Raw genomic sequence first — 17,535 nt, 5'->3', positions numbered from 1 at the left:
ATTCCACCCTGTTTATCTGATTAACATTATACATGTAGCTTAAGCATTTCAAAGAATTTTATAGATATAAGCTTAAGCATTATCGGCTGCCGCGACGCGGTTTACTTCATCTAAACTGGTCATTCCTGCTAAAGCTTTCAGATAGCCATCTTGACGCATCGAAATCATTCCCTGGGCTAAAGCCGCTTGCTGAATTTCAGAACTGGTAGCTCGGGCTAAAATTAGCTTCTGAATTTCGTCGCTCATATTAAAGACTTCGTATAATCCTAAACGACCTTTATAACCACCGGGGTGCTCACGACTATCTGTGCCATGATACAGTTTATAGCTAGCCTGCTTGGCTGTTGGTAGGCTCTGGTAACCCAAGTCTTCACTGGCGGCATTAATGTCCGAATCTGTTTGCGGTAGTAAACTGCCAATATTTTCGATAATTCCTGCTGTCTCGGTATCGTTGCTATCGTATGTTTCTAGACCATCGGGAGCCAAACGCCGGACTAGGCGCTGGCCGATAACTGTCCGAACCGTGCTAGCAATCAGGAAAGGTTCGATACCCATATCGAGAAGTCGAGGCAAAATACCAGCCGCCGAATTTGTGTGAAGTGTACTAAATACTAAGTGACCCGTCAGAGCAGCCTGCACCGCCAACTGGGCAGTTTCTTTGTCACGAATCTCACCAACCATGACCACATCAGGGTCCTGACGCAAAATAGACCGCAACCCTGAGGCAAATGTTAAGCCAACTTCGGCATTAACTTGTATCTGATTAATGCCTTCCATTTTGTATTCAACCGGATCTTCGAGGGTAACGATATTAATATCATCACTTTTTATTTCCTGGATTAAGGCATACAAAGAGGTAGATTTACCCGAACCAGTTGGGCCAGATGTTAGAATCATGCCATTAGAGTTTTTTATACCTTCGCGAATTGTACGTAGAGCCCGACCTGTGTATCCCATGTCTTCCAGGCGTAAGCTCGTGCCTGTTTTGTCGAGTAAACGAATTACTACCTGTTCACCCCAGACTACTGGCGAAATCGCAATTCTTAAATCAATCGGATGATCAGCTACTCGAATTGTAAACTGTCCATCCTGAGGAATTCGGTGTTCATCTATTTTTAGGTTGCTTAAAATTTTTATGCGCGATACAAATGGTGCCTCACTACTTTTTGGTAGCTTCATAATTTCTCGCAGTACACCGTCAACTCGAGCTCTTATTTTAAGTTCTTTTTCGAGCGGTTCGATGTGTATGTCGCTGGCTCGATTCTTGGCGGCATACTCAAGTATCGCCGACAAAGCTTTACTTATTGGCGAGTCTTGAACAATCGTCTTAATATTATCTTCAGTGCGATCAAGGCTCGATTGGTCCTGGTCGATTACGTCGGCAACATCTTTGTCGAGCTGCACCTGATACTGTTTCAAGACATTCCGAATGCCGCTCTCACTAGCCATATACACCTTTAAGGCGCGGCCAATTTTATTCGACAAAAAGTCGACTGCTTGAACATTACCGGCATCAAGCATCGCAACCACTAAGCGGCTTTGCATCTCACCAAGCGGTACAGCCATGTAAGTCTGAGCAATTTCTTCGGGGAGCAAAGATAAGGTCTGAGGGTTTACTTTTGCTTGGCTCAAATTGACATATGGTACTTTCGAAACGACCGCGATCGCCTTGGTAAGCTGTTCGTCTGTCAGCAAGCTATTATCAATAAGATAGCTAAAAAAAGGTATGTCGGCAGCTTTGGCCTTATCTCTGTGTTCCTTTAGCTGAAAATCACTAAATATCTTCTCTCTAAGGAGCTCGCTTTCAACCTTGGCTTGGTTCTCGGCAACCATTACGCTCATTAGGCCGCCTCGCTACTGCGTACCTTGAGAATCTTTAAATGGATTTGGGTTATTACTGTCTCCAATTTGAATGGTTGTAGTCGGGTTAAGTGAGTTGTCATTAAAGAACCGAGAGTCAGGTAGCTGAAACTCAGCCGTTATCGCCTGGACAGTCTCAACATTGGTAGAGCGATTGGTACCACCAAGCACATAATTACCTAGCGCAAAAGCAATCAATGCCGACATACCGCTAGCAAAAACTATCAGTGCAATGTCTTTTTGGCGCATTATTTGATCTCCTTTGTACTAACATCGAGCTTCTTTTCTGGCTGATAGTATGTAAACAGATCGATTTCGAGGTTTAAGCTATCATCGCTGCCAGATAAACCAACTTTCTGAATGTTCATAGGCCTGATCGATCTGTATAAATCATTTAATAACTGTTGGGCGCCTTTATAGTTTGTGCTAACCGAGATAGTTAGCGGAATTTCAACAGGCTCAGGCGTAGCACTTTCTTGGAGAGCTTCGAGTTCTTGATCGATTCCTTCGATCCGATTAACTGTATAGGTCCCATATGATAAGATTTTTTCGACACTCGTGAGTACGGCCGCAAAGTCGTATTTACTTGGCAAGGCATCTAGAACGATGCGTGAATTTGTCTCGTCGGGGTTACCCAACACCGATTCGTTGGCGCTATCAAATGTTGTGTAGGCTGCTTCTAGCTTATTAGCGACATCGATATTATCTTTGAGCTGCTGGAGAGTGTCTTGCTTGGCATCGATTACCCGGCCCTGGTGACGCATTTTTGCAAAATAAACCCTCGAGCCAACCGCACAGAATGCAATAACCGAAGCAGTTAAAGCAATCGTTAGTACAGTTCGAGCCTGATCCCTGCTAACTATCAGCCTTTTTACTGAAAGACGGGTGTTATTTTTGGTCATTTTGTCTCCTCTGCTGGGGCATCAAATATAGCCGATGGGTTTTCTGTTTCGGACCGTGTGGTAATAACCTTCGGAACAACTAGCTTAACCCGATTCGTATCGACTCCTTGAACTGTTGTTTCGAAAATCGTTGGATCGAATTTAGCATTTATAATAAACGACGTGGCCGATTCAGTTTTGTTCGAGCTAGACAGAACTACTTCTCCAAACGCTTTAGCGGCGTCTTGCTGATTAATAACCTCTTTGGTTTGTGTATCGAGCTCATAAACAACATAGTTAGTAAATTTAAGCGTGTCGACAAATTTATTGATTGTCTGTAAGCTATCAGCCCGACCAGTAAGTTCAATACTCGACAAGGCGAAGTCTACTTGCATATCAGACAAAGACACACCTTCTGGCAAAATTTGCCCCAAGTAGCCAAACAGACGGGTTGAGGCATACTTTTCGCTATGTAGGGTATCTAGCCCATTTAGTTGTTCCTGGACTGTCAGAATTTTACTGAGTTGAGGCACGTCTTGTAGCTCTTTGAGCTGTGTTTGAATATCTTCAGTTAAGCCATTTATCTTATGTTGCTGCCAAACATCGGTTGTAGTAAATAATAAGGCTGTTGCAGCCAATGAAACTGCTGAAGCGGTTAAGCAAATCATGGTAATCAGCCTACGAGTCCGCTTAGTCTTTATGTATTGCTGTTTGACATCTGGTAGCAAGTTCAGCTGAATCATCTTACTCTCTCCTCTGGGCTAAGCCACTTGCCACACCAAAATGGTTCGAAACTGCCATAAGCTCGTTCTGACGATCGGCTGGGTATACTACATTCTGCCAGGCATTACCAATCTCGACATTAACCCCAAAGCGATTTGCTAGGTGAAGTGGTAACTCTGGCAAGATTGCTGCCGATCCAGTTGCCAGTAACTTGCCCATCTTGACCCCAAGGTAGCGGTTTTCAAAGAAATGGATTGTCTTTTCAATCTCGCTAATAATTACATCGATGGTTGGATTTATAGCACGTTCCACCTGACCTTCGAGCTTGTCTTTGACCATGCCGAATTTATACACAAACTGTTCAGCCTGTTTATAGTCGATTGCCAAGCCTTGCATAGCCGACTTGATGATTGCGTCTGAGCCAGTGTTGATACTTCTACTAAGTTTTGGTGTGTCATTCATAACTATTACCAGTTCGGTCGAGCGAATGCCCATGTCTATAATCATAACTGGACCAGTCGACCCGCCTGCTGCCACCATCGATCTGGCTACAGCCAGGTTATCCGGCTCGAAAGCAATCACATTTAGACCGATGTTTTCGAGCAAGTCTAATCGGCGTTCAACAAATTCGTTTGCGACACTACTTACCAGAAGTTCGAGCTTGGCAGGATCTTTTGGTGATTCGCCTATGACTGCCCAATCTATCTTAGAATCCTGGATAGGCGTTGGGATAATCGAATCGGCTTGGAACATAATCGTTTTACCAAGTTCGGCTGGAGGTAGCTTATCGATATCAACAACTGTCGAGAAAACTCGATTCGATGGCAGGCCAACGGCCACGTTGCGAGTCGTGATGCGATGCTTAGATAATGCATCTTTGAGAGCAGCGGCGAGCTGCTGCTGATCGGCTGGTGAATCACTCTGCGACAGATTCGGCGCAAGTGGCGAAGCCCCATAACGAACCAGTGTTTTGCTAGCCCCGCTACCATGTAGCTGCACAACTCGAATCGCTCCAGTGCCAATGTCTAGGCCGAAGAAGTCTGAAATCCCACTCAAGATACCCATAGTTAGGTAGTATTATAGCAGTCTAACTGCTTATGCCAATAGTTTTTGACTAAAGTGTCGGTGGTAATGTCTGAGCACTGTCAGTCTGATACAAACTACTCGAGACAGCTGGCTGAGGAGGTGTGGCCAAATAGTATTCTGGGCTCATATAAATTACTTCGGCTATATTTGGACTCGTAGGCCCCTCGTTATAGGCCGACAAACTAGTCGAGCCATTTGTTCGACCGAAGTGAACTTCGTCTGCCACCAAGGCTCCGTTAATTACTAGCTGATTATTGCAGCGTGCATAATGAGTAGCCGGATTAGCTAAGCCACCAGTACTGCAGGTGTAGATTTTGCCTCCAGAATCGGCTAGGTTGTCGGCTGGCGAAGACGTATCGACTGGGAGAGCAATTAAGACGGCATCGATACTAGTAACACCTGGGGCTATATAGATATTTCCACGCACGTAGATATAAATTGTCGGGATATCATCGACTGTCTGCCAGTCATAACCACCATAGTTTATCTGAGCCCCGCCACCACCATCGGTAATTAGCAGGTTGCCGTCAACATATAGCGCGTGGCGGTTTCGAATATTACCCGAACCCCTCAGCGTAAGGGTACCACTGGCAGGTCGTATATAGGCCGCGTCGGACCTACCAACTCCACTATTAAGCGTATAGTTGTTTACATTACTCCAGCTAGTCTGCAAACTTGCAGGATACCAGTAGTTGGCGACGCATGTACTACTGCCAAAGCTACCTCCCCATGTCGGACTTGCTGGCAAGGTATTAGCAAAAGTTAGGCTTTTGGCATTAGTGGCATTATTTAGATTAGACACAACTCCGTTGACAGCATCTTGAGCTCGCAAGGCAAACTCGACCGAAGCTCCAGAATAATAACCAGTAACTGTATCGAGCCGAGCAAAGCCAAGTGCCTTTCCTAGCGAACTAGTCCGACGAATGTAGCCAGCATCGCAAGCGTTAGAAGTATTGCCTAGCCCAAAAGCAGCGCCAGTCACCACATCGGCTTCGTAGACCTTAAAGTACGGCAACTGGGCAATCCGGTTACCGCTACTGTCGTTACAACTTAGAGTTAAATCACCAGCCAAACCATAGTTAATTGTAAATTCTCCTGGTGTGGTCGGAGCTGTATAGTCACCAATATTGTTGATCGTAAAATTAGTGCCCGAGGTTGAGTCGATGGTCCGCTTATACCCAGGATCATTAAGTAGTACAGTTGGCTCGGTAAATCCACCTAAACCACCAAAAGACACTGTTGGTGCAACCTTGACAGATGTGCCTTTGGAGCCAACCCTAGCAGGAGTTGTCGTACCAGTAATATGAATATCGTAGCTGGTATTCACTGCAAATGTCTTGCCAACCTCTACGGGCGATGGCGTAGTGCTAGCATCGCCGCAGGCAAGCTCTAAGCACGGCCCAACCCTAGTGTTTGCAGTAGTTACCGATACGCCTGGATAGCTGTCATTCGTAACCGCAATTCTAAAGTTATGGCCGGTAAAATCTTGCCAGTCAGAAACATCGAATGTTCGTGTAGCGTCGCTATTAATACCAGGTATTGTTCTGGCTGGCGAAAGGCTGGCGTTATCGACCTGCAGTTCGGCCGTAAAATTATAGCCATTGCGGTCGGTAACTGTAAATTGAAAACCATTGGCACAGGTTGCCCTTGTTACGGTTACGGTTGGTGCTGGTCCCGAACATTGGTCGTAGGCATATATTTGATCATAAGGGATGGCTATCTGAATGCTATTTACCAAATTAACATTCTGCACTTCGATAACATAAAACTGGTTTGGATCCATGTTTAGGTCTGGCGAACTGGCATCAACAAAATTATTACCACCGGTTAATGTACCGGTCTTTACTGTACCAATAAATGTACGCGTATCTCGTGCATAGGCATCTATCTTATAGCTCATAGTTTGCCCAGCCAATGCTGTCTGCCAATATGGGTTTAGCGTGCTGCCACTTGGGTTATGGTCGGTGTCGTAGAAGAAGATTTTTTTACGCTCCACGCTCGAAGTACTGCAGGGCTGAGCAAAGGCAATTTTAGTGTTCCATCCCCATGTGCGCGACGAAGTCTGGTCGTAAGAGATTGCCGTAAAGTTGGCCGCTAGAGCGACATGTTGAGCGGGTGTAAGTGCAGAAATGTTGGTGTTCTCATTCAGCGCGCCAGTAAACTGGCTATAGCCAAACAGAACCCCTGGTGTAACTGTTTGATAACGAAACCGATTTACATAATATATGCCAGTACTAGTGGTAGAGGTTTTGGCTAGAACAGTTACTAATTTGTAATCTGTTGTGCTTGGTGTATGAATTGTCACTGTTGGAGCACTGCTATCAATATTCACAGTCACTGGGGTGATGCTAACCCCGCTATCACAGCGCACCACATCTCTGCCGCCGATATTTAATATTGTGCCTGGCGAGGCGCTAATACTAGCATTAGGTATAAAATCGAAATAGGTGTCGGCCAAACCACCATTTTTATCGTTAAGTGTTTGGTCGCAGGCATCGATAATGTTCATGCTAAAACTTGTTAGGCTTGCCGGTACATAGGCAATCACTTTGCTTTTGCTGGCGTCCATGCCGTTGCCGCCCGGCCTGGTCACGACTAACCACGGCAAACTGCTGCCATTGTTCGGAAGAGTGCTACCAATATCGCCGGCCACGGCACTGGTTGTGCCCCCCAAAGAGAGCCAGCTCAAGCAGCCCAGACATAGAGCGACTACTAGGGTAGATTTTTTGAATATATAGCTTGTTAGCATCGCTTAACCACCGTTGAATGTATCGTTTAAATAGTCATCGTCTAGCGATTCGCCCGGTGCAATTATGCCTTGCTCGAGACCAATTCGGTTGGCCTGCTCGCGGCAGTAAGCTTGGCGCTCGCTTGTTTCGGCCAACTGAAAGCAGAGTTTGGCGGCATCGAGCGCGAGGTTGTCGGTGCGGGTCATAAATAGCTCAATAAACTGCAGGGCTAGCTCGGTATTGCCCTCTTCAATCAGCCGGCGCATAATCCGCGAACCTGTGCCGGCTTGGTCGGCCTCGCTCAGAGCTTCAAAATCGTCGATGGCACCAATGCTATCGGCTTTAGCCTGCACCTCGGCATCGTACTTTTCGAGCGCCACCTCGGCCTCGGCTTGCTGGGCGTCGATTTCGGCTTGGGTTAATTGGTCGACCTGTTGGCCTGTATTATCCGAGCCATCTGGCGAGTTGTTGCCGGCTGGCCGGCCAACCCACCAGATAACCCCATACACCCCTAAACCTACTAGCAATACCAACCCACCAGCAAAAAGGTAACGCTTATTCATTTGCAGATAATTCTAGCAAATAAACTAGCCGGCTCCAAGGCCGGCTAGAAAGAATACTCTGCCATTAAAAACTTTAGTTGCCAGCGACCGGCCCGTAATGGCCGTGTGGTTGGCTGCGGTGACCACTTTTGGCTTTTGGTGGTTTATCGTCGTTATGTCGGCGGCGGCGCATAGCGGTTAGAGCCAGTAAGACAAATGTGCTAAGCCCTAGGCCAGTGCCATAAACTTCTGGTTGGGTAACCCAGTTAATTAGTTGTCCAATAGCCGAATCATCTTGGCTATCGCCCGAGTTACTTCCAGACTCCGTCCCACTTGCACCCGCACCGTTAGGGGTGCTTCCACTCGAGTCTGTGTTGCCACCAGCAGCGGGTACAGTAGCAGAATCTGTGGGTTGCTCGCCTGCTGAGTCTGCAGAGTTCGCGGTGCCACCAATCTGAATCGTTACATCCGGCCCGATATGTGTCACTGGCACAGCAAATAGCTCTGGCAAATATTTGGCAAAATCACTAGGGTTTACCGTAAAACCGACGTTCTTTATAAACGCCTGTTCCTCTGGAGTCATGTCGGCAACATTAAGGTCTCGGGCTGCAAGCATCGCTTCTAGCAGATTGTAGCCTGCCTGGTTATAGCCTTTACTACTATCGTCGACTTCGGCAATCCCGAAGACGTTTGCAGGAACAATCTCACCTGTGCTTGGATCTTGGAGCAGTGAGAACAAATCGCCGTCGGCATCGATAGTTATGGTTGGCAGGGTCTCCGAAGTGCCGCCACCGCCCGTACCTCCGCCACCACCGGTGCCACCACCACCGCCAGTTCCGCCACCGCCTCCACCGCCACCGGTGTGTTGAGTAGTTGTTGGTGTCGTGGGGTCAGTTATACATGCCACTTCGTTTTTTTGGAATTTCTCATCTCGATTAGCGTCGTTCCACGAACCCAGCTCAACAACCCAACCCGGGTTACACGGTCCTTGAACATACTCACCAAATGTGTATCGATATTCGTCACTGCCTGGCGGTATATCTGCAACCGCTACTTCGGTGTTGCCTCGAACCGCTTCATCCACATAAAAAGTCACTAATGCCAGTGGTGTCAGCCCCACAGCTGCGGCTTTTTTAGCACGTGCAGCTAAACGACCATGTCGCTCAGGCCCAAAGGTGCCACTAACATCAATCGGAGTTTCGGCAACTATTGCAAGGCCTTCGCCTGCTTGGTTTTTCAAACTTCTACTCATGTCGGTTCACCTTTCTTTGGTTAATCCGCGCCCACTTGCTTTCGATAGACTTACTTATAAAAACTATCTTTATATATTTTATTTCACTAAACAAACCTGTTTCAGGTTGTGGCTATACTATAACTGAAAATTTAGGTAATGTCAATGGACTTTTGTCAAACTGGAGCGTGATTCTGCTCACACTTAAAGTTTTGTAAATGTGGCGGTGCCAAATGGAGTTGCAGCGGCAGTTTCGAATACGCTGCTAGATGGCGAGCTAATTAACCCGTGTGGCTGGGTGTCGGCATTGGCAGAGGTCCAGTCGGTGCCATTGTCGGTACCCGCATCGTAGGCTTGCAGATCGTACTGAACCGACTCTAGCCAGGTGCCATTGTCGAACAGCTTTGTGCCATCTAGACCAACAAACCAATCGGGGCTCGGTGCCAGCATACTCACTAGCGAAACTAGGCTGTCTGTTTGATTAACTTCTATCTCGAATTCGTAGCTCCCTGGTGCATCCACCCGCTTGCCAAGAACATAGGTAATCTTGGCCTCGTCTAGCTCACCTGCCAAGCTAGTGGTCGCGCCAGTTTCGGCCATGTCTTCGATACCCAGACTAGCTTGAGTACCGTTTGTAAACAAGGCTTGTTCAGAGTTATGTACCGCTAAGACTATTGGGCTTAGGTGGGCGCCCTCCGGATAGCTGCCTGGGTGAGTGGCTTGGCTCCAGCTAAAATCAACTACTACTTTATATTTGGCAGTTTGGCTGGCTGGCTTTGGTGTTGTATCGGCTACTTGCTCTGTACCAGTGGGTTGATTATCTTTAGATTCTTCGACCCCCCGCCAAGCCATGTAACCCAGACCACCGGCTATTACAAAAAATACAAACCCCAAAAACATAAACTTCTTCATGCGCATATTGTATCATCCCAGGTTATTGGCAACTTAGATCTGCGAGTCTTTGGCGGTCACTGGTTCTGGCACACCAGTGTCAAACCTTGAAAGATGCCCATGCCCAGTATAGCCTTGCTCGGCCAGAAGAGCCTCGGCGCGCAGTATCTTGTTTAGATCGCCGTATGTAATTGGGCCTGCTGGCGCACTAATTCGAACAACAAAGTATTCTCCATTAACAAAGTCGCCTGCAAATCCCCAAGCTTCAAATATCTGGGCAAGCTCCGTATGGCTGTTCTCGTAATCAGCTAACGCTAGGTATGTGTCTCGATGTAGCTCCCCACCAATACGTCGTTGCGGAGTCATATCGGCTTGAGCTAAGACTCGTGAAAACTCTTTAGTTGCACGACCATCGCCAATACTGCTAGACACAGACCAGCCTGTATTGAGCTCGGCAAAAGCCTGAAGTGCTTCGGCACCAAGTGCCTCGGCACCACCATGGCCATCTAACAAATCGAGCATATGTAGCACATTTCGGTTGGCTGCAATTAACTGAGTAAGAGTGGTCGTATGTTTATCGGCAAGCCCGAAGTACTTATCGGCTAAGTCTTGGTATCTGTCAGCCAGCTCTCGGTATTCCTGTGAGTATCTGCGCATACTCTCAGATGTATCTTCTAGATCACCGATTGCCAGTCTAGCCAATGCGGTAGCTTCTTGGGTCAGTGCAAGTGTTTCGGCTCGTCTTATTGATCTTTTACTGGGCATATGTCTCCTTATAATACTTTTTTAAAAGTGATTCATATACTTTTATACACCCAATCTTCCGGCTTGCAAGCACAGCCAAGATAACTGTTAGATGTGTGAGGCAGCAGCCGACATACTGGCCACCAGACTTTCAACATCTGTCTCACCGAGCTGCCTTACAGCCACTTGGCGTGATGGCAGAGTTCCTTCGCAAACTTCGAATACCCGACCATCTCCAACTGGCACTACACTACGCGAAACAGAGAGAGAAGCTTCTTGAGGATCTGCAGAAAGCTCATGGACGAAGCCAAGTGGCCGAACAACTTCTGCCCCGAGTTGTACATCTTGAGCCCCACCCTCACCTGCCAGCCAAACCACATATTCATTTGTTGTTTGCGGGTCGTAAACCTGGCCAGAGCCAACACTGTTTGGCTGACCATCAGTTAAATGAGGATTACCGTCGGAATAAGCAATATGCCCGGTATCATGTGTACCTCTTGTGTTTGCATTGAGCCATACCATCTCTCTCATTTGCTCGACAAGACGGCGGTGTGTAGCTTGACTGACAGGATGTTTTTGTTTTGGTATTTCCATTACTGTATAATAACAGATACGGAACAGTATGTCAATACTAGGCTAACTTGTTTACTTCTTTGGCAGAGGGATCAAGACACTTGTCGACTGCTTGTATTGTTTGTAGCGAGGATTTTTGCCCCATTTAGCATCGGCTGCTTTCTCGAGCATCGGAATCCCACTAACAAAGATTATCAATACCATGATAAAAATTGGGCTTATGGCTGCAATCCACTTTTGGGTGTCGTTAAGTCCCGACGAAACAGTCAGCCACAGCCCGTACCAGACAAGAATTTCACCAAAATAGTTTGGATGTCTCGAGTAGTGCCAAAGCCCTGAATCTATCCATTTACCCTTATTCTTGGGGTTGTTTATAAACTTATACTTCTGATAATCAGCAACCGATTCGATAAGCAGGCCTAAAGCCCAAGCAAAAATGCCAATTAGCATGGTGTTGGTTTCGGGCGCGTGACCGCGAGCGAAAAAGATAAGCCCGCTGAAACTTACGATCCACACCGTCAAGGCCTGAATTATCCAGAAACCTGCAAACTTTCGAAACGAGCCTCTCATTTCATCGAATCTTTTATCTCTACCTATCCGCCTTATCCTAATCAGCAAGTAGCTACCAAGCCTAGCAGCCCAAAGCAGCACACATATACCTACAAGCCAGGCATAATCCCACTGATTGTTACGGGTAATATAGCCATAAACGACTAAGCCAACAAAGGTTAACGAATACGATATGTCTGTGAGCTTATCTGTCTGTTTTTTGAACGCAATCACGAACATCGCCATGTTCAGAGCGAACGAAAAAATTAACGGCGCAATAATATACATGTATCGCATCATACCATTAACATAATTTTAGCAAAACTATCGCCGGATTTTGGGCCACGCCAGCCAATCTACGCACGGGTGCGTGCCGGCATATTATCTGACAGTATTACCGAGTAGCTGTTTTTTGTCCGCCTCTGTTATAATAGTCGCTCATGAGTTTATCAATCGGGATAGTAGGTCTACCAAATGTCGGCAAGTCGACACTTTTTAATGCACTAACCAAAAACAATGTACTAGCAGCCAACTACCCTTTTGCGACCATAGAACCTAATACTGGCATTGTGGCAGTTCCCGACGAACGAGTTCATAAACTAGGCGAACTTTATAAGTCGGCCAAGGTTGTACCAGCCACCGTAACATTTGTTGACATTGCCGGAATTGTAGCTGGAGCGCACAAAGGCGAAGGCATGGGCAATGCATTCCTTAGTCATATCCGAGAAACCAACGCGATTGTTCAGGTTGTCCGAACTTTTGAAGACAGCGATATTCAGCATGTGCATCAAAAAGTAGATCCGGTTTTTGATATCGACGTAATTAATACCGAGCTTATCTTGGCAGATCTACAAACTCTCGATAACTACTTACCAAAACTCGAAAAACAGCTCAAAGCCGACCCTAAGGTTAAGAATAGTGTGCTGGCACTGCAAGCCCTCAAGCAACGTCTCGAAGCTGGCGAACTGGCGGTAAACGTTGAGGTCGACCCAGATATCATCAAACCGCTAAACCTCCTAACTGCCAAGCCATTTATTTATGTGTTCAATCTCGACGAGGCTGGCCTAAAAGATGCCGAGCTGCAATCAAAACTTCGCCAAATTGCTCCTACCGAACACATTGTTTTTGTCTGTGCCAAAATCGAGGCCGAGATCGCTCAACTCGAAGGCGATGACCAGCAGATGTTTATGGAAGAATACGGCCTACGCGAGTCTGGCTTACAAACTTTGAGTCGAGTGGGCTACGAAACACTCGGTCTGCAAAGTTACCTGACAGCCGGCGTAAAAGAGTCCAGGGCTTGGACAATCCCAATTGGTGCAACTGCGCCCCAAGCTGCCGGTGTAATCCATACAGACTTTGAACGCGGTTTTATTGCTGCAGAGGTAGTCAACTATACCGATATGATCGCCTGTGGCTCACGCGTGGCTGCTCGTACTGCCGGCAAGGCCCGCACCGAAGGTAAGGACTATATTATGCGCGACGGCGATGTCGTCGAGTTCCGCTTTAATGTTTAAACAGATACGCCAGCCGTCCGTAGGGCTGCTAGTGAGGCCAGCTGACTACCAATTGCGCGTTCGATCATCGGCGGAGTAAATGGGTAAACGGGTTTTCTGCCAGCCTGGTTTGCCTTATACCATTCCGCAGTGTTGACACTATTGATTGTATGCATCCAGTTCCGAAACGGTGAGCTAAATCCTCCGACAATGTCGTTCATATTGCCATTAACCAAAGAATACGAGGGCATACCAACTCTTTGAGGGGTGTGACTTCGATCAAAAACCAAAGCTACCTGAGGTATAGCGTGGAGTTGCATAAATCGGCTATGTAAGGCATTGGCAATTGCCATAAATCTTGGCACTAAACTACCAAATTCTGAGCCCTTATCGCTTACATATTTTTCGGTAAATTTGTCTGACAAAATAAATTCTAGTTGACGTTCAATATTTATTGGCTGGCCCTGATCATCGACAAAGCTGAGCTCATGAAAACGTGGCAACAGATCTCTAAATACTTGTAGAAACTTAAGCGTCTCAACAATCACTTGCTCACGTTTGGCTCCAACTGGTAAATCATCTAGAAGAATGTCTGTATGCGCTTCGCCAAAAACATATGGACTAACCGCAGTCTTACCTAGACCAAGGCTAACACGAACTTGGTTATTGCCTTCGAGCTTTACGAGTTTAAGAAATTGTAGCAAATGGAACTCATTGTCTGTGCGGTTCGGTAGTGGTGCTCGGGTAAGCTCTGGTGGCAAGAATAGTGGCTTCTCTAGGATGTGTTCGATTACCTCCCCGGACAAGCTGGGCACAGCAACCGAACCAATAAACAAGCATGATCCATAACCACCTAAAATATCCTCCGGTCGATTTGTGCCCGGAGAATCGATCGCAACCATTGGCGGAAGCAAATCTTGGAAGCTTTTAACACTGTGAGGCTTACGACTCATAACATAATATTATATAACTTATTAACGATATTTACAACCATAATAGTTATTGCTGTATAATACCTATATGGCAACGAGCCCAAACCACTCGCCTGCCTTGGAAAAGTTTTTTAGCGCAGGCACGCGCCTAGCCTTTAGCAAAGGTGAGTATATTATTCGGCCCGAAGAAGACCCTTCGGGTGTTTTTTATATCGAAACTGGCTTTGTAAAAGCAATCAGCACCACAAAGTATGGCGAAGAGAACATCTTGGTAATTCGGCGGAGTGGCGAGGTCTTTCCACTTATTTGGGTAGTGACTGGTGATAATCGAAACGTTGGTTACGTCGCCCACACCGATTGTAGAGTTTTGAGACGTAGTCATGCCGAGCTAGAGGCAGCGATGAATAATGATACTCAATTAATGCGAGCAATTTTGGTAGTGACAACTACCATGTATCAATCACAAGCCGAAAGAGTTAGCAGCCTAGTGTATCGAACCGTTCGTGAACGGATTGCTTATTTTTTGCGGACATTGGTTAGGCGTTTTGGGGTCGAATGCCCCGAAGGCATCATGATTGACGCGCCTCTGACCCGTCAAGATATTGCCAGTAGCTTAAGTGCTACCCGCGAAACAGTCTCGCGCGAGTTTTCTTACTTACAACGTAAGGGTATCGTAAAGCAAATTAATGGCAAAATCGTGGTTATAGACCTAGAGGCTCTCGAGAGTATTCTGTAGGCTTGTAGCTAAGCCGGCAAGATTAGCAGAATAAGCTTTGTTGCTAAGAACAGCAACAATTAAGTAATCATCACCTACCTTCACCAAACCCACATCATGCCAGTCACCGTTTTCGGAAAAGCCTACCTTATCTTCTACCAGATACATATTAAAACCAGATTTAAGGCCTTTATCGTAGATTTGTTCACGCATAGATTGACGTAAGCTCTGAGCGCTAGTTTCGGGTATTAACTGATGATCGTAAATATGTTGAAGCAACACCGCCATGTCGGCCGCCGAAACCTGAAATCCAGGCATATTAATATCTGGCATGCCGAGAGCCAGCAAACGTTTTTGAACACTAGCGTAATCATAAGCCGCCAAGACGGCCTCACCACAAGGGCTATCGCTGAGTCGAATCATCCTGTCTAGACAATCATTTAAGGAGTATTGTTCATAGAAATTAGCCTGCTCCTCTATATCGCCGCTATCTAGATCTTGCCAGACCAGAAAAGCCATATACAACTTGTATAGACTTGCCGTAAAAAAAGTTTGGTGCTGATTATAAGTTGCTAACGTATCCTTGGTGCGCGGGTCCTGGACGACAATTCCATATGTTCCGGCATGGTTGGTGACCCAATCGTCGATAGTTTGCTGCAATACATGAGCATTAAAGTGGGTTGGCTCGGGCAGTTCTGGCTCGGAGTCCGACGTTTGTTGGTGTGTGGTCGGCTCTTGATTGGTCTGCTCAATATCGGGCAACTTGCTTACGCGAAAAGTTGCAATCAGTATGTAGCCAAGACTGGCGGCAATCAACATTCCAAAAATGGCCAGACCAAGATATGTTTTTCGACGACTCATAGTTTGATTACAAAATTATGGATATCTCTAGCAAGATTGGCAAGGTCAGCTTTGCTATAGCCTCCGGCACTCATGATCGTTAATGCATATCGACCATTGGTGGCGTACACAATTCCGGTGTCATGATTATAGGTGCCATAAAAACCACCTTTGTCGGCCACTGGCGTTGGGGCTACGCCAGCTGGTATTGCCAAACGGTGTATTTGGCGCTTAAGCATATCAATCAGTTTATCTCGATTAGTACTACTAAGAATATTCTGGGTAGTCAGCTTGTAGAAGAAGTTAGACAAGTCGTCGGCAGATGTTTGGGCTGGGCCAACTTGAGCCTTGGGTAAACCAATTGCTCGTAACTGATTATTAATCTTGCTTATGCCAAAGTAATCTCGCAGTTCGATACCACACGAATTGCTCGAGACGACTATCATATCTTCCATACACGATTCTACTTGGCGTCCACTAGGAAGCTTGTCCGACCATTCGGCTCGACCCTGCTCAATCTCGCGCATAATGTAATATGCAACGTAGACTTTATAGGTGCTAGCGGCAGTTATGCTCGTGCCACCTCGGTATTCAGCCTTCATGCTAGGATTGTCTATGCCAACTAAGCTTACATAGAAATTTCCTCGGGCGGCAGTGTCGGCGACAAATACCTTTAGGCCACTAATAGTGCGTGAATATGTGCGTTCGTATGTTACTCCAGGCGTGACATCAGTTAACCGAAGATCAATCGACTGACCCACATCACCCTTACTGAGTGCCGCTTCGATATCGGCAAGAGCCTTCTGCTTATCTAAGACCTTACCTGCGACTCCATTTACTCGAGTTGTTTCCTGACCATCCAGTAAGGTTACCTTAGTACCAACAGACGGAACAAAAAGTTCATGAGCAACTTGGTCTAAATACTCGCCAACTGCGTCTTGATTAAGGGCTAGCTGATATTTGCTATTGACTTGTTCGATATTAAACCAATCGGCCATATTGGTGGGCGCAACATTAACCACCTGACCATCAAGCTCAAATACGGGTGGGGTTTTAATAAATTGGTTGGCCTGATTGGCAAACTCAGAAGCCTTTGCCTCGGTTAACTCACTGCGGACCGCGTATTGATCGGCATAGAATTCGATTCGGTCAACGTACTCTACATGGCCAAGCGCCTGTAGCGCATCTTCGACATCGACATTCGTGCCAGGTACGTCGGCCACAACTCCAACTTGGCCATTATTGGCGATTAGGCGAGCCGGCTCGGGTTCGACATTACCATAGGCGGCAATTTCTTCGATAAAGGGCCTGGCGGTTTCGGAATTGTAAATCAATGGCAAGTCATGATAACTATTTGTAAATCGATACAGAGCGCTAAACGGAATCAGCTTCTTCGACAAGCCATAGTTTGCAAGAGTCTTGGCCTTGTCGATATCGATTGTAATACCGACGTCCTTAAACTTTTTAATATACTGCTCATCGCCTACCTTGATATAAATGTACGAACTATCTTCGTAAACCGAGAGCATATGTTCGATATCGCTGGCTTTCATCGATACAATATTGTTTTCTCCGAGCCGAGCGTTTGAGCTAGTAGTGTTAGTTGGTAGACCAAGCTGAAAGAGAATGTCGAGTATGCAGATCGCGGTTAATACGAGCAATATGCGAAACCAATAAACTCGCCGTATAAAAGCTACCACCGCCTGCTTTTTGCTCATGCTTAATAGTATAAAGATTTAAGTAACG

17 protein-coding genes are annotated in these 17,535 nt (G+C 46.4%); 2 read left to right on the top strand and 15 right to left on the bottom strand.

Annotated elements, in window-relative coordinates; genetic code table 11:
* Positions 1-72 precede the first annotated feature (72 nt).
* The 12 genes from H6798_01675 to H6798_01620 all read right to left on the bottom strand — a co-directional run bounded on the left by H6798_01675 (position 73) and on the right by H6798_01620 (position 12,109).
* Positions 73-1,842 (bottom strand): type II/IV secretion system protein, encoded by a 1,770-nt coding sequence (locus tag H6798_01675; protein MCB9821232.1) that lies wholly within the window; start codon positions 1,840-1,842, stop codon positions 73-75.
* Between the two features lie 12 nt (positions 1,843-1,854).
* Positions 1,855-2,109, bottom strand: coding sequence for a hypothetical protein (locus H6798_01670; protein ID MCB9821231.1), 255 nt, complete (start codon positions 2,107-2,109; stop codon positions 1,855-1,857).
* Positions 2,109-2,762 (bottom strand): hypothetical protein, encoded by a 654-nt coding sequence (locus H6798_01665; protein MCB9821230.1) that lies wholly within the window; start codon positions 2,760-2,762, stop codon positions 2,109-2,111. Before H6798_01665 ends, H6798_01670 begins: the two co-directional genes overlap by 1 nt.
* Entirely contained in the window at positions 2,759-3,484 is a 726-nt protein-coding gene (locus H6798_01660) for a hypothetical protein (GenBank protein ID MCB9821229.1), read from the bottom strand. The genes H6798_01665 and H6798_01660 overlap by 4 nt, the downstream gene beginning before the upstream one ends.
* 1 nt (position 3,485) lies before the next feature.
* Complete coding sequence (gene pilM, locus H6798_01655) at positions 3,486-4,529, bottom strand: type IV pilus assembly protein PilM (protein ID MCB9821228.1); 1,044 nt, start codon at positions 4,527-4,529, stop codon at positions 3,486-3,488.
* A 49-nt stretch (positions 4,530-4,578) separates the two neighbouring features.
* Positions 4,579-7,224, bottom strand: coding sequence for a hypothetical protein (locus H6798_01650; GenBank protein MCB9821227.1), 2,646 nt, complete (start codon positions 7,222-7,224; stop codon positions 4,579-4,581).
* Between the two features lie 78 nt (positions 7,225-7,302).
* Positions 7,303-7,842, bottom strand: coding sequence for a hypothetical protein (locus H6798_01645; GenBank protein ID MCB9821226.1), 540 nt, complete (start codon positions 7,840-7,842; stop codon positions 7,303-7,305).
* A 73-nt stretch (positions 7,843-7,915) separates the two neighbouring features.
* The gene (locus H6798_01640) at positions 7,916-9,073 is read right to left on the bottom strand and encodes a hypothetical protein (protein MCB9821225.1); all 1,158 of its coding nucleotides are present in this window, start codon (positions 9,071-9,073) and stop codon (positions 7,916-7,918) included.
* A 183-nt stretch (positions 9,074-9,256) separates the two neighbouring features.
* Positions 9,257-9,964 carry a spondin domain-containing protein gene (locus tag H6798_01635; protein MCB9821224.1) on the bottom strand — a complete coding sequence of 236 codons (708 nt, stop codon included), beginning with the start codon at positions 9,962-9,964 and terminating at the stop codon, positions 9,257-9,259.
* A gap of 33 nt (positions 9,965-9,997) precedes the next feature.
* Positions 9,998-10,708: a hypothetical protein gene (locus H6798_01630; GenBank protein MCB9821223.1), complete on the bottom strand. Its 711-nt coding sequence runs from the start codon at positions 10,706-10,708 to the stop codon at positions 9,998-10,000.
* Between the two features lie 87 nt (positions 10,709-10,795).
* Complete coding sequence (locus H6798_01625) at positions 10,796-11,281, bottom strand: hypothetical protein (protein ID MCB9821222.1); 486 nt, start codon at positions 11,279-11,281, stop codon at positions 10,796-10,798.
* A 51-nt stretch (positions 11,282-11,332) separates the two neighbouring features.
* On the bottom strand, positions 11,333-12,109 hold the full coding sequence (locus tag H6798_01620; GenBank protein MCB9821221.1) for a DUF1295 domain-containing protein: 777 nt from the start codon (positions 12,107-12,109) through the stop codon (positions 11,333-11,335).
* Positions 12,110-12,249: 140 nt separating this feature from the next.
* On the opposite strand from H6798_01620, the gene ychF reads away from it, so the two are divergent.
* Positions 12,250-13,323 (top strand): redox-regulated ATPase YchF, encoded by a 1,074-nt coding sequence (gene ychF, locus H6798_01615; protein MCB9821220.1) that lies wholly within the window; start codon positions 12,250-12,252, stop codon positions 13,321-13,323.
* On the opposite strand, the gene H6798_01610 is transcribed toward ychF, so the two are convergent.
* The gene (locus tag H6798_01610) at positions 13,320-14,255 is read right to left on the bottom strand and encodes a hypothetical protein (GenBank protein ID MCB9821219.1); all 936 of its coding nucleotides are present in this window, start codon (positions 14,253-14,255) and stop codon (positions 13,320-13,322) included. The two genes, ychF and H6798_01610, sit on opposite strands and share 4 nt — an antisense overlap.
* Before the next feature lie 67 nt (positions 14,256-14,322).
* Between H6798_01610 and H6798_01605 the strand changes: the two genes are divergently transcribed.
* The gene (locus H6798_01605) at positions 14,323-14,970 is read left to right on the top strand and encodes a Crp/Fnr family transcriptional regulator (GenBank protein ID MCB9821218.1); all 648 of its coding nucleotides are present in this window, start codon (positions 14,323-14,325) and stop codon (positions 14,968-14,970) included.
* Here H6798_01605 and H6798_01600 read toward each other — a convergent pair.
* Positions 14,944-15,810: a serine hydrolase gene (locus tag H6798_01600; GenBank protein MCB9821217.1), complete on the bottom strand. Its 867-nt coding sequence runs from the start codon at positions 15,808-15,810 to the stop codon at positions 14,944-14,946. The two genes, H6798_01605 and H6798_01600, sit on opposite strands and share 27 nt — an antisense overlap.
* Positions 15,807-17,507 carry a serine hydrolase gene (locus H6798_01595; GenBank protein MCB9821216.1) on the bottom strand — a complete coding sequence of 567 codons (1,701 nt, stop codon included), beginning with the start codon at positions 17,505-17,507 and terminating at the stop codon, positions 15,807-15,809. Before H6798_01595 ends, H6798_01600 begins: the two co-directional genes overlap by 4 nt.
* Positions 17,508-17,535: the final 28 nt, after the last annotated feature.

It is taken from the genome of Candidatus Nomurabacteria bacterium (assembly GCA_020631905.1).
Classification (GTDB): Bacteria; Patescibacteriota; Saccharimonadia; order Saccharimonadales; family VXPC01; genus JACKGQ01.
Note: the sequence above shows the minus strand (reverse complement) of the source record. Positions and strands in the feature narration are given on the sequence as shown.

What these genes read in the sequence shown, in the direction of transcription:
- H6798_01610 (MCB9821219.1), bottom strand. Translation starts at nt 14,255, where the DNA reads ATGAGTCGTAAGCCTCACAGTGTTAAAAGCTTCCAAGATTTGCTTCCG.
- H6798_01660 (MCB9821229.1), bottom strand. Translation starts at nt 3,484, where the DNA reads ATGATTCAGCTGAACTTGCTACCAGATGTCAAACAGCAATACATAAAG.
- H6798_01625 (MCB9821222.1), bottom strand. Translation starts at nt 11,281, where the DNA reads ATGGAAATACCAAAACAAAAACATCCTGTCAGTCAAGCTACACACCGC.
- H6798_01640 (MCB9821225.1), bottom strand. Translation starts at nt 9,073, where the DNA reads ATGAGTAGAAGTTTGAAAAACCAAGCAGGCGAAGGCCTTGCAATAGTT.
- H6798_01675 (MCB9821232.1), bottom strand. Translation starts at nt 1,842, where the DNA reads ATGAGCGTAATGGTTGCCGAGAACCAAGCCAAGGTTGAAAGCGAGCTC.
- H6798_01620 (MCB9821221.1), bottom strand. Translation starts at nt 12,109, where the DNA reads ATGATGCGATACATGTATATTATTGCGCCGTTAATTTTTTCGTTCGCT.
- H6798_01595 (MCB9821216.1), bottom strand. Translation starts at nt 17,507, where the DNA reads ATGAGCAAAAAGCAGGCGGTGGTAGCTTTTATACGGCGAGTTTATTGG.
- H6798_01635 (MCB9821224.1), bottom strand. Translation starts at nt 9,964, where the DNA reads ATGAAGAAGTTTATGTTTTTGGGGTTTGTATTTTTTGTAATAGCCGGT.
- ychF (MCB9821220.1), top strand. Translation starts at nt 12,250, where the DNA reads ATGAGTTTATCAATCGGGATAGTAGGTCTACCAAATGTCGGCAAGTCG.
- H6798_01665 (MCB9821230.1), bottom strand. Translation starts at nt 2,762, where the DNA reads ATGACCAAAAATAACACCCGTCTTTCAGTAAAAAGGCTGATAGTTAGC.
- H6798_01605 (MCB9821218.1), top strand. Translation starts at nt 14,323, where the DNA reads ATGGCAACGAGCCCAAACCACTCGCCTGCCTTGGAAAAGTTTTTTAGC.
- H6798_01670 (MCB9821231.1), bottom strand. Translation starts at nt 2,109, where the DNA reads ATGCGCCAAAAAGACATTGCACTGATAGTTTTTGCTAGCGGTATGTCG.
- H6798_01600 (MCB9821217.1), bottom strand. Translation starts at nt 15,810, where the DNA reads ATGAGTCGTCGAAAAACATATCTTGGTCTGGCCATTTTTGGAATGTTG.
- pilM (MCB9821228.1), bottom strand. Translation starts at nt 4,529, where the DNA reads ATGGGTATCTTGAGTGGGATTTCAGACTTCTTCGGCCTAGACATTGGC.
- H6798_01645 (MCB9821226.1), bottom strand. Translation starts at nt 7,842, where the DNA reads ATGAATAAGCGTTACCTTTTTGCTGGTGGGTTGGTATTGCTAGTAGGT.
- H6798_01630 (MCB9821223.1), bottom strand. Translation starts at nt 10,708, where the DNA reads ATGCCCAGTAAAAGATCAATAAGACGAGCCGAAACACTTGCACTGACC.